General features: G+C 71.7%; 15 protein-coding genes. 9 read left to right on the forward strand and 6 right to left on the reverse strand.

Features of this window, described 5'->3' with window-relative positions; genetic code table 11:
• Window positions 1-6: 6 nt before the first annotated feature.
• Both ACWIBS_RS00625 and ACWIBS_RS00630 read right to left on the reverse strand, forming a co-directional pair.
• The gene (locus tag ACWIBS_RS00625) at window positions 7-3315 is read right to left on the reverse strand and encodes an ATP-dependent DNA helicase (protein ID WP_376128373.1); all 3309 of its coding nucleotides are present in this window, start codon (window positions 3313-3315) and stop codon (window positions 7-9) included.
• The gene (locus ACWIBS_RS00630; protein WP_376128371.1) at window positions 3312-6410 is read right to left on the reverse strand and encodes an ATP-dependent helicase; all 3099 of its coding nucleotides are present in this window, start codon (window positions 6408-6410) and stop codon (window positions 3312-3314) included. Before ACWIBS_RS00630 ends, ACWIBS_RS00625 begins: the two co-directional genes overlap by 4 nt.
• A gap of 136 nt (window positions 6411-6546) precedes the next feature.
• Here ACWIBS_RS00630 and ACWIBS_RS00635 point away from each other — a divergent pair, with 136 nt between their 5' ends.
• Complete coding sequence (locus tag ACWIBS_RS00635) at window positions 6547-6771, forward strand: DUF3107 domain-containing protein (protein WP_376128411.1); 225 nt, start codon at window positions 6547-6549, stop codon at window positions 6769-6771.
• Between the two features lie 5 nt (window positions 6772-6776).
• Entirely contained in the window at window positions 6777-7067 is a 291-nt protein-coding gene (locus ACWIBS_RS00640) for a hypothetical protein (protein ID WP_376128369.1), read from the forward strand.
• A gap of 12 nt (window positions 7068-7079) precedes the next feature.
• Here ACWIBS_RS00640 and ACWIBS_RS00645 read toward each other — a convergent pair whose 3' ends face one another.
• The gene (locus ACWIBS_RS00645; RefSeq protein ID WP_376128368.1) at window positions 7080-7796 is read right to left on the reverse strand and encodes a ferritin-like fold-containing protein; all 717 of its coding nucleotides are present in this window, start codon (window positions 7794-7796) and stop codon (window positions 7080-7082) included.
• Between the two features lie 150 nt (window positions 7797-7946).
• Here ACWIBS_RS00645 and ACWIBS_RS00650 point away from each other — a divergent pair, with 150 nt between their 5' ends.
• Window positions 7947-9458 (forward strand): DEAD/DEAH box helicase, encoded by a 1512-nt coding sequence (locus ACWIBS_RS00650; RefSeq protein ID WP_376128366.1) that lies wholly within the window; start codon window positions 7947-7949, stop codon window positions 9456-9458.
• A 102-nt stretch (window positions 9459-9560) separates the two neighbouring features.
• Window positions 9561-9974, forward strand: a complete 414-nt coding sequence (locus tag ACWIBS_RS00655; RefSeq protein WP_376128364.1) for an SHOCT domain-containing protein — start codon at window positions 9561-9563, stop codon at window positions 9972-9974.
• A 30-nt stretch (window positions 9975-10004) separates the two neighbouring features.
• Here the strand turns inward: ACWIBS_RS00655 and ACWIBS_RS00660 are convergent, their stop codons facing one another.
• Window positions 10005-10868 carry a PHP domain-containing protein gene (locus ACWIBS_RS00660; RefSeq protein WP_376128363.1) on the reverse strand — a complete coding sequence of 288 codons (864 nt, stop codon included), beginning with the start codon at window positions 10866-10868 and terminating at the stop codon, window positions 10005-10007.
• Between the two features lie 93 nt (window positions 10869-10961).
• Between ACWIBS_RS00660 and ACWIBS_RS00665 the strand changes: the two genes are divergently transcribed.
• Both ACWIBS_RS00665 and ACWIBS_RS00670 read left to right on the forward strand, forming a co-directional pair.
• Window positions 10962-11981: an endonuclease/exonuclease/phosphatase family protein gene (locus ACWIBS_RS00665; RefSeq protein ID WP_376128361.1), complete on the forward strand. Its 1020-nt coding sequence runs from the start codon at window positions 10962-10964 to the stop codon at window positions 11979-11981.
• 39 nt (window positions 11982-12020) lie between these two features.
• Entirely contained in the window at window positions 12021-13454 is a 1434-nt protein-coding gene (locus tag ACWIBS_RS00670) for an aminopeptidase P family protein (protein ID WP_376128360.1), read from the forward strand.
• 86 nt (window positions 13455-13540) lie between these two features.
• On the opposite strand, the gene ACWIBS_RS00675 is transcribed toward ACWIBS_RS00670, so the two are convergent.
• Window positions 13541-14245, reverse strand: coding sequence for an alpha/beta hydrolase family protein (locus tag ACWIBS_RS00675; RefSeq protein WP_376128358.1), 705 nt, complete (start codon window positions 14243-14245; stop codon window positions 13541-13543).
• Window positions 14229-14840, reverse strand: coding sequence for a general stress protein (locus ACWIBS_RS00680; protein WP_376128356.1), 612 nt, complete (start codon window positions 14838-14840; stop codon window positions 14229-14231). The genes ACWIBS_RS00675 and ACWIBS_RS00680 overlap by 17 nt, the downstream gene beginning before the upstream one ends.
• 41 nt (window positions 14841-14881) lie before the next feature.
• On the opposite strand from ACWIBS_RS00680, the gene ACWIBS_RS00685 reads away from it, so the two are divergent.
• The 3 genes from ACWIBS_RS00685 to ACWIBS_RS00695 are packed head-to-tail and all read left to right on the forward strand — an operon-like array spanning window position 14882 to window position 17834.
• Complete coding sequence (locus ACWIBS_RS00685) at window positions 14882-16150, forward strand: magnesium transporter MgtE N-terminal domain-containing protein (RefSeq protein WP_376128354.1); 1269 nt, start codon at window positions 14882-14884, stop codon at window positions 16148-16150.
• A complete protein-coding gene (locus ACWIBS_RS00690; protein ID WP_376128353.1) occupies window positions 16150-16683 on the forward strand; it encodes a DUF1003 domain-containing protein in 534 nt (177 codons plus the stop codon). Before ACWIBS_RS00685 ends, ACWIBS_RS00690 begins: the two co-directional genes overlap by 1 nt.
• The gene (locus ACWIBS_RS00695) at window positions 16680-17834 is read left to right on the forward strand and encodes an Mrp/NBP35 family ATP-binding protein (RefSeq protein WP_376128351.1); all 1155 of its coding nucleotides are present in this window, start codon (window positions 16680-16682) and stop codon (window positions 17832-17834) included. The genes ACWIBS_RS00690 and ACWIBS_RS00695 overlap by 4 nt, the downstream gene beginning before the upstream one ends.

The raw sequence follows: 17834 nt of genomic DNA on the forward strand, positions 1-17834 counted from the left end.
CGGGACTCACCCGCGCAGGATGACGCCGTCCGAGACGTAGTACAGCACGACGTCGATCCGTTCCATCGGCACCCCGTGCTTGGCGTGGTAGGCGCGACGGTACAGCTCGAGCTGCAGCATCCGTTCACGTCGCTCGGCCTCCGTGCGCGGCGAGACGCCCGTCTTCCAGTCGACGATCTCGATGCGATCGCCGCGTCGGTACACGGCGTCGAGCTTGCAGATGATGACGTGCGGACGCCCGTCGAGGTCGGACTCGGTGAAGTCGATCTCGGTCTCGACCTCGAGCGGCTGCAGCGGCGCCCACTCCGATGCCAGGAACCGTTCGCGCAGCGCCGCGAGCGCGTCGGCGTCTTCGGCGGAGGCCTGCGTGTCGGGGAGCTCGTCGTCGGTCTCCCACAGCGCATCGTCGATCGAGCCGCTCAGCCCGACATGACCCGAGCGCTGCTCGACCCACGCGTGGAAGAGCGTCCCGAGGCGCGTCTGGCGGAAGGGCCGCTCGGGCATGGGCCGCGCGAGCCGGGCGAGCGTGCCGTCGTAGTCGGCCACGAAGTCCTTGTAGCGGGATGCCGCGATCCGCACGGGTGCGACGGGTGCCGGTGCCCCGCGCCGCGCCTCGCGCTCGGCCAGGAGCAGTGCGACATCGTCGTCGGGGCGTGCCGGCGGAGCATCGAGGGCGGCACGGGCCACGCCCGCCGCGCGCTCGACGACGTCCCGGCGCGACCCGAGCGGGTCGATGGGCCAGCGCAGCAGTCGCCGCTCGCCCGCGTACGGGTTGTCGCCGATCTCGTCGTCGGGACGGGCGGCACCGAGCGCGTCGGCGATCTCGAGATAGAACGTGCTGCACGCCCGGGGCCGCTTCGTGCCCGACCAGCTCGCGCCGGTGAGCAGCAGGTGCTCCCGTGCTCTCGTGACGGCGACATAAGCCAGGCGACGCTCCTCTTCGAGGTGCCGTGCCTTGTTGGCCGCGACGAACTCGTCGTACGCCTGCTTCAGCTCCTGCTGCGTGTCGCAGCTGCTCCAGGGCAGCACGGGCAGCCACCGCGCGTCTCCGCGGAACGCGTACGGCAGGATGCCGAAGCGGAGCCACGCCTTGGCATCTCGCGACGTGCCGGGCAGCTCGTCGGCCACCAGGCGCACGACGGCGACGGCATCCCACTCGAGCCCTTTCGAGCCGTGGATCGTGAGCAGCTGCACGACGTCGTCCTCGGGCGGCTCGGTCCGGGGCGCGAACTCGTCGAGCTGCTCGGCGTGGTCGAGCCATGCCAGCAGGCTCGACAGCGAGCCGGTCTCGTCTGCGGCGAGGAAGGCGTGCACTTCGTCGACGAAGGCACGCAGCTGCGCGGCGGCGATGCGGGCGGGGCCGCGCGCCTCGTTGGCGGCCAGTTCGACATCGAGGCGCAGTTCGCGCTCGACCAGGCGCACGAGCTCGGGGATCGGCATGCCGGCCGCCTGCCGCAGGCCTGCGAAGACGGCGGCCGCCTCGCGCAGTCGCTCACGCGCTTCGGCGGTGAAGCCGGCGAGCCATCCGTGATCGGGCTTGTGACGCAGCACGAAGTCGAGGGCGTCGACGAGCGACCCGTCGTCGTCGGCCGCGCTGCCGCGGATCGCCGCGATCACGTCGGGCGCGAGCGGCTGCAGGGCGGCGTCGTGACGGGCGATCCGTCGCGCGAGGCCGGCGAGCTCACGCAGGTCGGGCAGGCCGATCCCCCACCGCGGTCCGGCGAGCAGCCGGATGAGCGACGAGCCGGCCCCGGGGTCGCTGAGAACCCGCAGCGCGCTCACGACGTCGACGACCTCGGGGGTCGAGAGCAGACCGCCGAGCCCCAGGATCCGGTGCGGGATGCCGCGTCGCCCGAGCGCGTCGCCGAAGCGCACCATGTGCTTCTTGCTGCGGAACAGGATGGCGCCGGTCGTCGTGTCCCCCCGCGCGGCGCGTTCGGCCCGCACCCGGTCGAACCAGGCCGCGACGCTCTCGGCTTCGCTGTCGAGGTCGGCCTCGAAGACGAGCTCGACAGCTCCTTCCGGTGCCGCCGGTCGGGCACGCAGCTCATCGACGGGAACAGGCGCCGTCGCCGCGAGCGGCGCGAGCACGGCGTTGGCCGCGGTGAGCACGGACGTGCTGTTGCGCCAGCTCGTCGCGAGCGAGAAGCGCGCGCAGTCCCCGCGGGCGAACGCCTCGGCGAAGCCACCGAGATTGCCGGCGCTGGCCCCGCGCCACCCGTAGATCGCCTGGTGCGGGTCGCCGACGGCCATGACGGCGGTCTGCGCGAAGACGCCCGACAGCAGATCCGTCTGCACGACCGACGTGTCCTGATACTCATCGAGCAGGACCACGCGGAACCGATCGCGCAGATCCTGCGCCACGACGGGGTGCGCGCGCACGGCTTCGAGCGCCCCCGCGACCTGGTCGGAGAAGTCGATGACCCCCAGACGCCGCTTCTCGGCGGCGTAGTCGCGGGCGAGGTCTGCCAGGAGTGCGAGCGCGTCGACCTTCTCGACGGCCTGCGCGACGTCGGCGTAGACGACCGTGCCCTTGCGGGTCGACGGCAGCTGCAGGACCGTGCGGAACCGCTCGGGGAACGCGGCGAGATCGTCGAAGTCGACGAGGTTGTCGACGCCGTCGCGCGCAATGCGCAGGGCGCCGTCGATGATCGAGCGCACCGCCTCGGCGCGCATCTCGAGTCGCGGGTCGTCGGAGGCGAACACGACGCGCCGCATGAGCAGCCACGCGGCGGATTCCGACAGCACAGCCGCTTCGGAATCGCGCCCGATCCGCAGCGCATTCTCGCGCACGATCTGGTCGGCGAAGCTGTTGTAGGTCGCGACCGTGGGCCGGTCCAGCAGCGCGTCGTCGTCGGTCGTCTGCGGCATCGCCGACGTCGCCGCCGCGAGCGTGTCCAGCGACGCGAGGCGCAGCAGCGTCCGGCGCGAGCCGTCGGGAGTCTCGCGCTCGAGCCGGCCGAAGACGTCGAGTCGGCCTTCGGCGTGCAGGGCGGGCAGATGCGGGAGAAGGCCCCGGCGTTCGAACTCGCCGAGCCGCGCGAGACGACGCTGGATGCGCTCGGAAAGCTCACCGGCGGCCTTGCGCGTGAAGGTGAGCCCGAGCACCTCGTCCCGGCGCACGAGTCCGTTCGCGACGAGCCAGACGACGCGACCGGCCATCGTCTCGGTCTTTCCGCTGCCGGCCCCGGCGACGACGAGCGCGGGGGCGAGCGGCGCCTCGATGACGGCGGCCTGCTCATCGGTCGGCGGGAACTGTCCCAGCGCGGCGGCGATGACCCGTGCCGAGAGCACGGGCGCGGCGGGGGCCGTCATGACGCGCTCACCGCGCCGATCGTGTGGATCCGGCACAGCCCGTACGCGTGCTCGTCGCGGCAGTGCTCTTCGAAGGGAGCCGCGAACATCGTGCCGCGCATCGTCGTGACGGCCGCTCGCACGCGCTCGAGGAAGGCCTCACGTCGCTCATCGTCGAACGGCGGCTGCCGCGGGGTGGCGTAGTCGACCCTGGTGGATGTGGGCTTCAGCACGAGCAGCTGGGCGCCGCCGGGGGGCAGCCCCGCGGCGGCGGGGATCGCTCCGCCCTCGAACGCCAGCTGGTACGCCGCCAGCTGCGGGTTGTCGACGACCTTCGCGTCGGTCTGCGGCTCGTTCTTGCCCGTCTTGAGGTCGACGATGACTACCTCGCCCTCTGGTGTGCGCTCGACTCGGTCGATGTATCCCGACAGGATCACGCGGTGCTCGCCCGTGGCGTCGTCGACGTCGACGGGCACCTCGAAGTGCGGCTCGGCGCTGATCAGCGCGCCACCGGCGTCTTCGAAGCGGCGCAGGTAGAGGTGCAGTCTGTGCACGAGGTCGCGCGCGCGCTCCTTCTCGGCCCGTGCGCGCCATTCCGCCTCGAACGACAGCTCGCCCCACCTCGTCTCGACCTGCCGCCACAGGGCGGTCTCGTCATTCGACTCGGCGTGTTCGAGAGCCGCGTGGATGATCGTGCCGACGCCCGCCGTCGTGCCGCCGGGGTCGCCGCCCAGGTCGGCGATGACCCAGTTGAGTTCGCACTCCTCGAGGGCGTGCAGACGCGACGGCGAGACGCGGATGTCCTCGCGTGCGAGGTCGCGCAGCGGACCGTCCGAGGTGACGGGCCTCACGCCGAACCACTCCCGCGGATGTGCGCCGGCGACACCCGCGTCGGCGAGGAGCGCCAGCTGATGTGCCGCGTGATCGGATGCCGCCGAGCCCGGCGCCGTCGTGAGGGTGCGGCGGTGCCGTGCGACGAGGCCGCGCAGCGACAGCGGATGCTCGACCGTGTGCTGCTGGGCGGGAGGCAGCAGCTCGAAGAAGGGGCTCGGTCCGGTGTCGTCGTCGTCGACGGCCGTCACGATGACCCGCGCGGTCGCGCGCGACAGCGCACGGGCGAGCAGACGCAGCTCATCGTGCATCGCGGCGCGGCGCCGATCGACCGTGCCGGCCGGCTCGTCCGGCGCGCGCTGAGCCGCGCCGGCCAGCCGCCACGTCTCGAGCAGGCTGCCGCGCAGCCGCGTGTTGGGCCAGACGTTCTCCTGCACGCCCGCCACGACGACGGTGTCGAACTCGAGCCCGAGCGAGCCCGCGGGGGTGAGGATGCGCACACTGTCGTCGATGCTCGGCGCGTCGAGTCGGTCTTCGGCGACGTCCGTGTCGAGGATGCCGCGCACGAAGACCCGCGGATCGGCGTCGAGGGATCGCTCGACGAATCGCTTCGCCGTCTGGAAGAGCGCGACGAGCGCATCGAGGTCGCGGTCGGCCTGCTCGGCCAACGGGCCGCTCCCCCGCGCGAGCTCGCCCCAGCCGCGTTCGAGACCGCTGCGCTCCCACGCCGTCCAGAGCAGTTCGTGCGCCGTCGCTCCGCGTTCGAACTCGGCGCGCAGCTCGGCCAGCGTGCGCGCGAGCACGGCGCCGCGCCGCGCTTCGCGCGTGTCGATCAGGTCGAACTCGATCGGCTGGACCATCGCCGACAGCAGCAGGTCGCGACCCGGCCGGTCACCGCCGACCGCGAGCTCGCTGTGGCGCAGAGTCGAGATGAGGCGGCGCAGCTGGATCGCATCGAGGCCGCCGTAGGCGCCCGTGAGCACCGCCGCGACGTCGTCGAAGGTCCATGCGCCGTCCATCGCGATCTCGGTCAGGCGCAGCAGGTCTCGTACGGCGCGGTGCAGGCCGAGCGCGCGCCCGGGTCCCGCCGACCGCGCGGGAACGTCGCGGGCGGCGAGCTCGGCCTCGAGGGCCGTCACCTGCCGCGTGTCGTGGGCGATCACGGCGCAGCGGCTCCACGCGACGCCGTCGTGCACGTGGCGCTCTCGCAGCAGCCGCGCGATCGCGTCGTACTCCTCTGCCGCGGAGCGCACCGTCAGAGCGCGCACCGAGTCGTCGGGTTCGGCGGTGCCGGGACCGCCCCGGTGCGCGACGATCCCGACGGCACCGATGCGCTGCGTCACCCGCCGCACGGTCTCGGCCTGCCAGCTCGATCCGCGATGACATGTCTCGAGCACGTGCAGATCGCCCAGGCTCGACGCGAGCCGGGCGAAGTTCTCGGGGGTCGCCCCGCGGAAGGCGCCCGATCCGACATCGGGGTCTCCGAAGGCGAGGACGGCGACGTCGCGGTCGCGCAGGGCCTCGACGAGCTCGACCCCGCCGAGCGTGAGCTCTTGCGCGTCGTCGACGAGCACGACACGGATGCCGTCGACCGCGTCGAGGCCGGGCACGCCTTCGCGCAGCAGGCCGACCGCTTCGCGCACGAGGCCCGCCGCGTCGCGGTGCGCGCCGCGCATGTCGGCGCGCACGTCGAGGTACTCCCGGAAGAACGACGCGAGCGAGCTCCACACGTCGATGCCGTCGCGTTCGGCGAGCGCCTGCAGCCGGGGCGCGTCGATCCCGAGCGTCGTGCACTCGGCGAAGAACGTGCGCACCTCGGTGCGGAAGCCCGGCGTCGACCGGATTGCGGCATCGAGCCACGCCGGCCAGCGTGCGCGACCGGTCGCTTCGTCTTCGGCGTCGCCCTCGAGCAGGTCGTGGATGATCTGGTCCTCATCGCCGCCGGTGAGCAGCTGCGGCGGCTCGCCGCCCGCCGTGACGGATGCCGCGCGCACGATCTGGAACGCGAAGGAGGCGACCGATCGCGCGAGCGGTCCGGACGTCGCGCGCCCCACGGCGAGCGCGAGACGGTCGCGCAGCGCGGTCGCCGTCTGCCGCGACGGCGTGAGCACGACGATCGCATCGGGGTCGACGCCGCGCGCGACGAGCGCGCCGACGCGCGCGACGAGCGTCGCCGTCTTTCCGCTGCCGGGCATGCCGGCCACGGTGCCGGACGCGTCGAGAGCGAGTTCGACGACGGCGCGCTGCGACGCGTCGGGCGACGCGGCATCCTGCCCTGGAACCATGACCACGACGCTAGCGCGCGGCACGGACATCGCCCGTTCGCCGAGAGCGTCGGCGCGACGCGGAGGAGCGTCGGCGCGGTGTCGTAGAGTTGCCATGCCCCCGGGGACCGGCCCCGGCACGCAGGAGGTCATTCACGTGGAGATCCGCATCGGCATCGCCAACACGGGACGCGAGCTCACGTTCGAGACGAACGAGCCCGCCGCCGACGTCAAGAAGTCCGTCTCCGCCGCGCTCGACGCGGCCGCGACCCACGTCACCTTCACCGACGTCAAGGGCAATGCGTACATCGTGCCCACGGCAGGCCTGGCCTACATCGAGGTGGGCACCGAAGAGTCCCGCCGCGTCGGATTCGTCGCCTGACGGCCATGCAGATCCTGCTCGCACTCATCGTCGGCGCGGTCATCGGCGTCGGCCTGCACTTCCTCGTCAGCGACCGTCCCACGCGCGGTGTCGTCGTCGCCCCGATGCTCGGCGCCGCCGCGGCCGGCCTCGCCTGGACGATCCTGACCTGGTCGGGGATCGGCATCGACTCCCCGTGGCCCTGGCTGTCGGCGCTCGTGGTGCCCGCCGTCGTCGTGTGGCCGGCGCTGGTCGTCCTCGCCCGCACGCGTCTCGCGCACGATGAGCGCGCCCGCACGCGGCTGAAGATCGGCTGACCCCCCGCGCGGCTACGCCGCGAGGCCCATCGCGTCCATGCGGCGCGAATGGGCCGCCATGAGCTCGGTGAACACGGGCTCGACCTTCTCCTCGTCCGCGATGCGCAGGCCGCCCGGACGCAGCGCGGCACGCGCGATGAGCAGCGTGTCGCCGACGAGCCGTCGCCCCCACATCGCCAGGAGCGACTTCCATTCGGGGTCGCTCTCGATCGTGGCGCCGATGATGTCCACGATCGCCTGGCGGTCGTCATCGGCCTGCAGGATGCGCGCGACGATGCGTCCGGTCTCGGCATAGCTCGACGCGAGCGCCAGGTAGAAGTCGTCGAGCATCCCGGCCGTGATGTGCACCGACAGCATGGTCTCCTGCGGTCTTCCGCCGTGCGTGGCCCGACGGAAGGCGTCGAGCGGCTCGCGGAAGGGCAGCATGATCGCCGTCGGGTCGTCGCCTCGTTCGCGGATGACGGCGACGAGCTCCTGGTGCTTCGTCAGCGCCGCGCCCGCCGCACGCGAAAGCGATTCCTTCTCGGCGAGCTCGGGGGTCAGCGCGATCAGCTCGCTGAGCGTCTCGAAGAACCCGAGCTGCAGATACGCGGCCTGCCCGAGGAACGTGTCGATGTCCGGAGCGAGCTCCTCGAAGTCGACGCGCGTCGCCCCGCCGAAGTCACCCCGCGCCCGGAGCGAGAGGGCTTTCGTCGCGGGTGTCTTGCGCTGCCAGAACCACTTCACCACGCCACAAGACTACGGCTGCCGGCCCCGCCGGCTCACGGTCGGTATCCTTGAGGGGTCCCGGCGACGGATCGGGACCCCCGCGCCTGTGGCTGAGTGAAGGGCGTGGACCACTCATCCCGGCGGCTTCTCACCGCCAGACAGGCTCATATCGTGACGACTTTCGCCGAACTCGGCGTCGATCAGGACATCGTCGATGTCCTCGCGGCCAAGGGCATCGTCGATGCCTTCCCCATCCAGGAGCAGACGATTCCGCTCGGGCTTCCCGGCCAGGACATCATCGGCCAGGCGAAGACGGGAACCGGCAAGACGTTCGGATTCGGCATCCCCGTCGTCCAGCGGCTGGGCAAGGACCCCGAGCACGGTGTCAAGGCGCTCATCGTCGTGCCGACCCGCGAACTGTGCGTCCAGGTCTACGAAGACATCGACATGCTGACGTCGGGTCGTTCGACGAACGTCGTCGCGATCTATGGCGGCAAGGCGTACGAAGGTCAGATCGAGCAGCTCAAGGCCGGTGCGCAGATCGTCGTCGGCACACCGGGCCGGCTCATCGACCTCAACAACCAGCGGCTCCTGGACCTCTCGAACGCGACCGAGGTCGTGCTCGACGAGGCCGACAAGATGCTCGACCTGGGATTCCTCCCCGACATCGAGAAGATCTTCTCGAAGGTCCCCGCGGTGCGCCACACGCAGCTGTTCTCGGCCACGATGCCGGGCCCCATCGTCGCGCTCGCTCGTCGCTTCATGACCAACCCCATCCACATCCGCGCGACGGACCCCGACGAGGGCCTCACGCAGGCCAACATCAAGCACCTCGTCTACCGCGCGCACTCGCTCGACAAGGACGAGATCATCGCGCGCATCCTCCAGTCGGAGGGCCGCGGCAAGACCGTCGTGTTCACGCGCACCAAGCGCGCGGCGCAGAAGCTCGTCGACGAACTCAACGACCGCGGCTTCAACGCGGGCGCCGTGCACGGCGACATGAGCCAGGAGGCGCGCGAGCGCTCGATGGCCGGGTTCAAGGCCGGCAAGAAGGACGTGCTCATCGCGACCGACGTCGCCGCGCGCGGCATCGACGTCGACGATGTGACGCACGTCATCAACCACACGATCCCCGACGACGAGAAGACCTACCTGCACCGCGCCGGCCGCACGGGCCGCGCGGGCAAGACCGGAATCGCCGTGACCTTCGTCGACTGGGACGACCTGCACAAGTGGGCGCTCATCAACCGTGCCCTCGAGTTCGGCCAGCCCGAGCCCGTCGAGACCTACTCGTCGAGCCCGCACCTGTACAGCGACCTCGACATCCCCGAGGGAACGAAGGGCCGCATCGCGACGGCGCCGAAGACCCAGTCCGTCAAGACGCAGCGCCCGGCCCGGGCCGCCGACGCCGCCGCCGAGGCGGGGGCGGCCGATGTCGGCACGAGCCGTCGACGCCGACGCCGCCGCGACTCGTCCGAGAAGGTCGGGGCGACGTTCGCCGAAGGCGGCGAGACGGGCGCGGCACAGAGCACCGCCGAGGCCTCCGGCACCGAGCGGGATGCGGACGGCGCCGGAACGCACGACGGCGGCGGCAAGGAGCACCACGACGGCAACCCGTCGCCGCGGCGACGCCGTCGGCGCCGCGGGCCCCGCTCGGGTCAGGCGCCCGCAGCGAACGCCTGATCTCGGATCGTTACCCACGGGGCCCACGAGGCCCGCGAGGGCGCGCTATCGTGAGCGCTGACGGCGCAGGGGCGCCGTCGTCCCCGTCAGAAAGGCACGATCGTGCGATTCTTCGAAACCGTCGAATACCAGGGCTTCTGGGGTTCCTTCTGGGACCTCATCTGGTGGTTCCTGTGGGCCTTCATCTTCGTGGCGTACCTGTTCGCGCTGTTCGCGATCATCTCCGACCTCTTCCGTGACCACAAGCTGAGCGGGTGGTGGAAGGCCGTGTGGGTCTTCTTCCTGATCTTCTTCCCGTTCGTCACGGCCCTCGTCTACCTCATCGCCCGCGGCGGCGGGATGGCCGAGCGCAGCGCGACGCAAGCGCGACAGATCCAGCGCGCGCAGGACGACTACATCAAGCACGTGGCGGGCTCCAGTCCCGCCGACGAGATCGCGAAGGCCAGGTCGCTCCTGGATGCCGGGACGATCTCGCACGAGGAGTACGAGCACCTCAAGGCACGGGCGCTGGCCTGACCTCGCCCTGCCGCAGCGGCCTCGTCCCCCTCAGGGGTGGACGGGGGCGCTTCCCGTTCCGAGCTCGATGAGGCGCTGCACCATGTCGTCCGACGTCATGTTCTCGCCCGGCACATTGGGCTTGCCTAGGCCGTGGTAGTCGCTCGAGCCCGTCACGACGAGGTCGCGGTCCGCGACGATCCGGCGCAGCATCCGGATGCCGGGCTCGACGTTCTCGCGGTGTCCCAGCTCGAAGCCCGCGAGACCGGCGTCGAGCATGCGACGCAGCAGCGCACGCGGAAGAACCCCCGCCCGCCCCGCGGGGTGGGCGATGATCGGCACTCCCCCGGCAGCGACGACGAGTTCGACCGCCGTGACCGGATCCGGCGCGTACAGGTCGACGTAATACGCGCCGCGCGGACTGAGGATGCTCGAGAACGCCTCGGTGCGGTCCCGCACGAAACCTCGCGCGACGAGGGCATCGGCGATGTGCGGGCGACCCACCGTCGCGCCGTCGATCGTCTGGGCGAGGATATCGTCCCAGTGCAGGTCGTAGTCGCGCCCGATGCGATCGGCCATGAGGCGCGCGCGATCGAGCCGCGACGAGCGGATGCGATCCGTCATGGCCCGCAGGCCCGCGGCATCCGGATCGATGAGGTAGGCCAGGATATGGACGCTGCGCCACTCGTGGCGAGCCGACAGCTCCATGCCGGGGAGGAACGTCATGCCCAGCGACGTCGCCGCTTCGGCCGCCTCCGCCCACCCCGCCGTCGTGTCATGGTCGGTCAGCGCCGCCGTGCGCAGGCCGTGACGGTGCGCGGCCTGCAGGACGAGCGCCGGCGCCTCGGTGCCGTCGGAGTGCGTCGAGTGCAGGTGCAGGTCACTCGGACCCTCGAACCGTCGCGTCGCCTGCACCTGTCCGAGCGTAGTCGGGGTGGCGGCATCCGTCGGGCCGACTCTCGGCACGGGTGCGCGGATCTCCCAGCAGCCTGACATAGAGTCGCGTTCGTGTTTCGGCTGCTGGGTGTCCTGGTGACCGTCCTGTGCGCGATCGCGGCTGCGGTTCTGACGTGGCCGGGCTTCTTCCGCGTCGATCGGTTCTTCCCCGTCGCGCAGCTGATCTCGTTCCGGAGCGTTCTCGTGCTCGCCTTCGTCGTGGCGACCGTCGTCGCGCTCCTCCTCGCGATCGCCCGCCCGCTGCGCGCCTTCGCCCTCTCGCTCGCGGTCGTCTCGGCCCTGGCCGCCGTCGCGGGGGGCGTCACGGTCGTCTCGCGCGGTCTGGGTGTGACGGAACTGCCCCCGACGACCGACACGAGCGTGCGCGTCCTGACCTGGAACACCGCCGGCCCCGCGACGGGGCCGGACGCCATCGCGCAGCTGGCCGTCGCGATGGAGGCCGACGTCGTCACTCTTCCCGAGACGACGATCGAGACCGGCGAGCAGGTCGCGATCGCGATGCGCGAGCTCGGTCACCCCATGTGGGCGCATCACGCCGCCGACCCCTCGGCCGAGTGGGATGCCGGCTCGACGACGATCCTCATCTCACCCGAACTCGGGGACTACTCCGTCATCGAATCCTCGCGCGACGGTTCGAGCAACACCTCGACCGTGCCGAGCGCCGTCGCGATGCCGACGGCCGGCGACGGCCCCATCATCGTCGCGGCCCACGCCGTCGCGCCCCGACGCGAGTACATGCAGGCGTGGCGTGACGATCTGCGCTGGCTGGCCGACCAGTGCGCCGGATCGAACGTCATCATGGCGGGCGACTTCAACGCCACGGTCGACCACATGACGAGCCTCGGCATGGACGGCGGCACGCTGGGACGGTGCCGCGACGCCGCGCTCGAGACCGGGAACGGGTCCGTCGGCACCTGGACGACCGAGATCCCGCCGCTCGTGGGCGCACCCATCGACCACGTCATGGTGTCCGAGCACTGGCGGGCGACGGGGTCCCTCGTCGTGACCTCGCTCGACGGCGCGGGAAGCGATCACCGCCCCCTCGTCGTGCAGCTGGAGCCGGTCAAGTGAGAGCCTCTCGGCACCGCAGGACGTGCCAGACTTGAGGGCATGAGCACTGCAGGCGACATCCCCGCCGTCGCGTCCGTCGCGACGACCGAGACCAGCGAGCCCCCCACCAACTCGAGCACGAACCGGCGTCAGCCCTTCGGCCGGGGATTCCTCGACACGATCTCCGGCGGCTGGGCCGACCGCGCCGACATCGTCCCCGAACAGCGCGAGCAGGCGCGCTATGCCGCGGCCCGGCGGGACGCCGTGTCGGCGGCCTTCCCCGGCGCGCGTCTGGTCATCCCGGCGGGTGAGCTCAAGCAGCGCAGCAACGACACCGACTATCCCTTCCGAGCGCACTCGGCGTTCTCGCACCTGACCGGCTGGGCCTCCGACGCCGAGCCGGGTGCCGTGCTCGTGTTCGAGCCGACCGCCGACGGCCACGACGTCACGCTGTACTTCCGCGAACGCGCCGACCGCACGACGAGCGAGTTCTACTCCGACGCCTCGATCGGCGAGTTCTGGATCGGACCGCGTCCCGCGATCGGCGGCGTCGCGGCAGACCTCGGTCTCGCGACGGAGCGCATCGAGCGGCTCGAGCGTCGCGAGGGCGATCTCGTGGTCGAAGAGGACGCCCAGCTCACCCGCTTCGTCTCCGAGCTGCGCCTGGTGAAGGACGAGTACGAGCTCGCACAGCTCCAGCTCGCCGTTGACGTCACCGCCAAGGGCTTCGACGACATCGTGTCGAACCTGCCCGCGATCATCGACCACCCGCGCGGCGAACGCGTCGTCGAGGGCGTCTTCCACCGGCGCGCGCGCAGCGACGGCAACGCGGTCGGCTACGACACGATCGCGGCATCCGGACCGCACGCGTGCTACCTGCACTGGACGCGCAACGACGGCGCGGTGCTCCCCGGCGATCTCATCCTCATCGACGCGGGCGCCGAGGTCGACAGTCTCTACACCGCCGACATCACCCGCACGCTGCCCGTCGACGGGCGCTTCAGCGAGGTGCAGCGACGCGTCTACGAGACGGTCCGCGAAGCGGCCGACGCCGCCTTCGCCGCAGCCCGTCCCGGTGTGCCGTTCCGCGCCCTGCACGAGGCCGCGATGCAGGTCCTCGCGACGCGCGTCGCCGAATGGGGCCTGCTTCCCGTGACGGCGCAGGAGGCCCTCGACGCCGACGCCGGAGGCCACCACCGTCGCTACATGGTGCACGGCACGAGTCACCACCTCGGCATCGACGTGCACGACTGCGCCCAGGCGCGCCGCGAGATGTACTACGACGGCCTGCTCGAACCCGGCATGGTGTTCACGATCGAGCCGGGTCTGTATTTCCAGATCGACGACGTCACGGTGCCCGAGGAGTACCGGGGCATCGGCGTGCGCATCGAAGACGACATCCTCCTCACCGAGGACGGCCCCGTGAACCTCTCGGCCGGTATCCCGCGCACGGCCGACGAGGTCGAGGCCTGGATCGCCCGTCTGAATCCCTGACCCGACCGGCCGGTGCCGGGTTCCGTGCGATGCGCAGGACGCCCGGCCCGGTCAGGCCCGGATCGGAGCGTTCGAGTCGTCACCCGTCACGCCGGATCCTGTACAGCGCGCGGTTCGGGCCCGCGACGGCGCAGGAACTCCGCGACGATCGGCGCGAGCTCTGCCCCGATCTCGTCTGCCGGGCGCTTGCGCCCTGCGACCTCGAACGAGTGCCCGCCGCCCTCGATCCACGTCAGCTCGGCGTCACGGCAGGCGGCGACGGCGTCGACCAGCTGATCGTGCGGATCGACGAACGGGTCGTTCGTGCCCGAGAGGAAGAGCTGCGGCGGCACGATCTCGGGCAGGTGCGCGGTGCGCGCCTTCGAGCGGTCGCCGGGTGGATGCAGCGGATAGCCGAGGTAGACGAGCCCCGCAGGCTCGATGACCCCCTCCGCTGCGGCCATCGATGCCATCCGTCCGCCGTACGACTTGCCGCACGCCCACACGGGCACCTCGACGTGCGCCGACAGCCACGCGTGCACGGCGCCCCATGCCGCGACGGCGTGCGCCGCGGGACCGGGCATGCGCCGCCCCGCTTGCGCATACGGCAGGTTGAAGCGCAGCGTCGCGATCCCCGCGGCGGTGAGAGCGTCGGTGAAGCCGACGAGGAAGGGATGCCGGTACCCGGCGCCCGCACCGTGTGCGACGGCGACGGCGGCCCAGGCGTCCTCGGGCAGCGCGACGTCGGACGAGAGTTCGACGGTTCCCGTTCGCAGCGCGACCGGGATGACCTCGTCAGCGCTCGCTGACATCGCCCGCCGTCGTCGGCTGCTCGCCCGCCGTCTCGGGTGACGGCGGGTCGACCGGGAGCCGCTCACCGTACTGCGGTGGGCCCTGCACGACGGGCGCCGCTGCGGCAGGCGGCGCGGCGGCGTGGGCGGCCTCTCCCAGCACTTCGCGCGCCCGCTGCGCGCTGCTCGGCGCGACGGCGATCTCGTAGCGGTCGGCCACGACCTGCATGACCGACGCGAAGTCCCGCCGACGGCGCACGAACGAGTACGTGACCAGGCTCAGCAGCATCCCGATCGCGATGCCCACGAACAGCACGCCGACGAAGGCCTGGATCGGCACGGAGGGCGAGCCGATCACGAGGATCGCGGCGAACAGCAGCCCGAGCAGGAGCCCGTTGATGGCCCCCGTCCGCGCAGCGGCGGCGTATCCCAGCCGGCCCGTGACGCGCTCGATCGAGCGCAGACCCTGACCGACGATGGCGACGTCCCGAGCCCGCACGTCGGCGGCGATGAGCTCGGACACCGCCTTCTGAGCGCGTTCGTAGGTCGGATAGCTCGCGATGGTCTGCCCGACCTCGCCGAGCCCCTTCGGCACGCGTCCGCCCAACATGGTCATTGCCCCATCCTCCCACGCACCCCCGGGCTACGCTTGATCGCGTGAGCACACAGAGGGTTTTCGTGGCGCGCCTGGCCGGGTGCGCCGTCTTCGACCCTGCCGGCGATCGCCTCGGCAAAGTGCGCGATGTCGTCGTCATCTATCGCAAGAACGACCCCCCGCGCGTCATCGGTCTCATCGTCGAGATCCCCGGTCGACGCCACGTCTTCGTCTCGATCGGGCGCGTGACCTCGATCGCGCTGGGCCAGGTCATCACGACGGGGCTCATCAACGTGCGGCGCTTCCAGCAGCGCGGCGGCGAGGTGCGTGTCATGGCCGAACTCCTCGGTCGGCGGGTCACCCTCGTCGACGGGTCGGGCGACGCCGTCATCGAGGACGTCGCCGTCGAACGCAACCGCGCGGGGGAATGGGACGTCGGCCAGCTCTTCCTGCGGCGTCCGCGCACGAGCGCGTCGCCCTTCGCGAAGGGCCCGACAACCTTCGCCGCCTGGTCCGAGGTGCGCGAGCGCGGTGCGCAGGGCGCGGCGCACTCCGCCGAGCACCTCGTCGCGACGTACTCCGATCTCAAACCCGCCGACCTCGCCAACACGCTGCTCGACCTGCCCGACGAGCGCCTCCTCAAGGTCGCCGAAGAGCTGTCGGATCACCGCCTCGCCGACGCGCTCGAAGAGATGCCCGAAGACGATCAGGTGCACATCCTCGAGGCGCTCGGCGACGAGCGCGCCGCCGACATCCTCGATGCGATGGAGCCCGACGACGCCGCCGACCTGCTCGGGCAGCTCTCCGAGGAGCGCTCGGAAGAGCTTCTCGACCTCATGGAGCCCGAAGAGGCCGAAGACGTCCGCGCCCTGCTGCAGTACGGGCCCGACACGGCGGGCGGTCTCATGACGAGCGACCCCATCGTGCTGTCGGCCGACGCGACGGTCGCCGAGGCGCTCGCCCTCATCCGCCGCCACGAGCTGCACCCCGCCCTCGCCGCCGCGGTCTTCGTCACGTTGCCTCCGTTCGAGACTCCGACGGGGCGGTTGCTCGGCACGGTGCATTTCCAGCGGATGCTGCGCTATCCCCCGCACGAGCGGCTCGGGGCGATCGTGGACGACTCCCTCGACCCGGTCGCCGCGACCGCATCCGCTCCCGAGGTCGCGCGCCTGCTCGCGAGCTACGACCTCGTCTCGGTGCCCGTCGTCGACGAGGCCCGACGTCTCGTCGGCGCCGTGAGCGTCGACGATGTGCTCGACTACCTGCTGCCGGATGACTGGCGCTCGCACGACAGCCACGACGCCTCCGCCGTCCTGGGAGAGCCGCGGTGATGGCCCGCGCGCCGCGCCGCACGCCGGCGCTCGATGCTCCGCGTGGCCGCTCCGGCATGCTCGCGCCGCGCGCGCCGCAGCCCTCGCGCGACCGGTTCGGCCGGGCCACGGAGTGGATCGCCCGCAACATGGGCACGCCGGCGTTCCTGCTGGGTCTGACCCTCTTCTGCGCCGCGTGGCTCGCATGGAACACCCTCGCCCCGGCTGAGGCGCGCTTCGATTCGGCCGCGAACGGGTTCACGGCGCTGACGCTCATGCTGTCTCTGCAGGCGTCGTACGCCGCCCCGCTCATCCTGCTCGCGCAGAACCGGCAGGACGACCGCGACCGCGTGCAGATCGAGCAGGACCGTCAGCGCTCCGAGCGCAATCTGGCCGACACCGAGTACCTCGCTCGCGAGATCGTGGCCCTGCGCATGGAGATCGCCCACTACCGCTCCGACGCCGTGACGAGCGACGCCCTGCGCACCGAGCTGCGCGCCTTCCTCGATCAGCTCGACGAGCGCGACGGGCGACGCCGAGAGGACCCATCGTGACCACCGAGCACACCGACGCCGTCCGCCGCGCCGTCGGCGCCGTCATCGATCCCGAGCTGCGTCGCCCGCTCGCAGAGCTCGACATGCTGCGCGACATCTCCGTCACGGACTCGGTCGCGCACGTCGGGATCGCGCTGACGATCGTGGGATGCCCCGCCGCCGATCGCATCTCCCGTGAGGTGCGCGCCGCCGCTGGATCGGTGGACGGGATCTCGTCGGTCGAGCTCGAGGTCGGTGTCATGTCGCCCGCTGAGCGCGCGGCGCTCACCGAGAAGCTGCGCGGCGGCCGCGCTCCGCGCGAAATGCCGTTCGGACCCGACTCGCTGACGCGTGTCATCGCCGTCACGAGCGGAAAGGGCGGCGTCGGCAAGTCGACCGTCACCGCCAACCTCGCCGTCGCCCTCGCCGAGCGCGGCCTGTCGGTCGGTCTCATCGACGCCGACGTGCACGGCTTCTCGATCCCCGGTCTCCTCGGGCTCATCGACGCTGACGGCGGCGCCCCGCAGCCGACCCGCATCGACGACCTCATGCTGCCGCCCGTCGCCTACGGCGTGAAGGTCATCTCGATCGGCATGTTCCTGCGACGCACGGGCGATGACGCGCCGCTCGGCGCCGTCGCCTGGCGCGGGCCCATGCTGCACCGCACGGTGCAGCAGTTCCTCACCGACGTGCACTTCGGCGACCTCGACGTGCTGCTGCTGGACATGCCGCCCGGTACGGGCGACGTCGCCATCTCCGTCGGCCAGCTGCTGCCGAACGCCGACGTGCTCGTCGTCACGACGCCGCAGCCGGCTGCCTCCGACGTCGCCGTCCGCAGCGGCCTCGTCGCCCGCCAGACGGGTCAGCGCGTCATCGGCGTCGTCGAGAACATGGCGGCGATGACCCTGCCCGACGGCTCGAGTCTTGCGCTGTTCGGCGAGGGCGGCGGCGCCGAGGTCGCGGCGGCCCTGTCGGCGCCCGACTCCCCTGTGCCGCTGCTGGCATCGGTTCCGCTGAGCACAGCCCTGCGCGCCGATGGGGATGCCGGCACGCCGGTCGTCGTCGCCGACCCCGCCGATCCCGCGGCACAGGCGATCGACGCCCTCGCTGACGCGATCGCGGCGCGGCCGCGCGGTCTCGCGGGCCGATCGCTGCCGGTGAACCCGAGCTGA

The organism is Microbacterium sp. NPDC055442 (assembly GCF_053644215.1).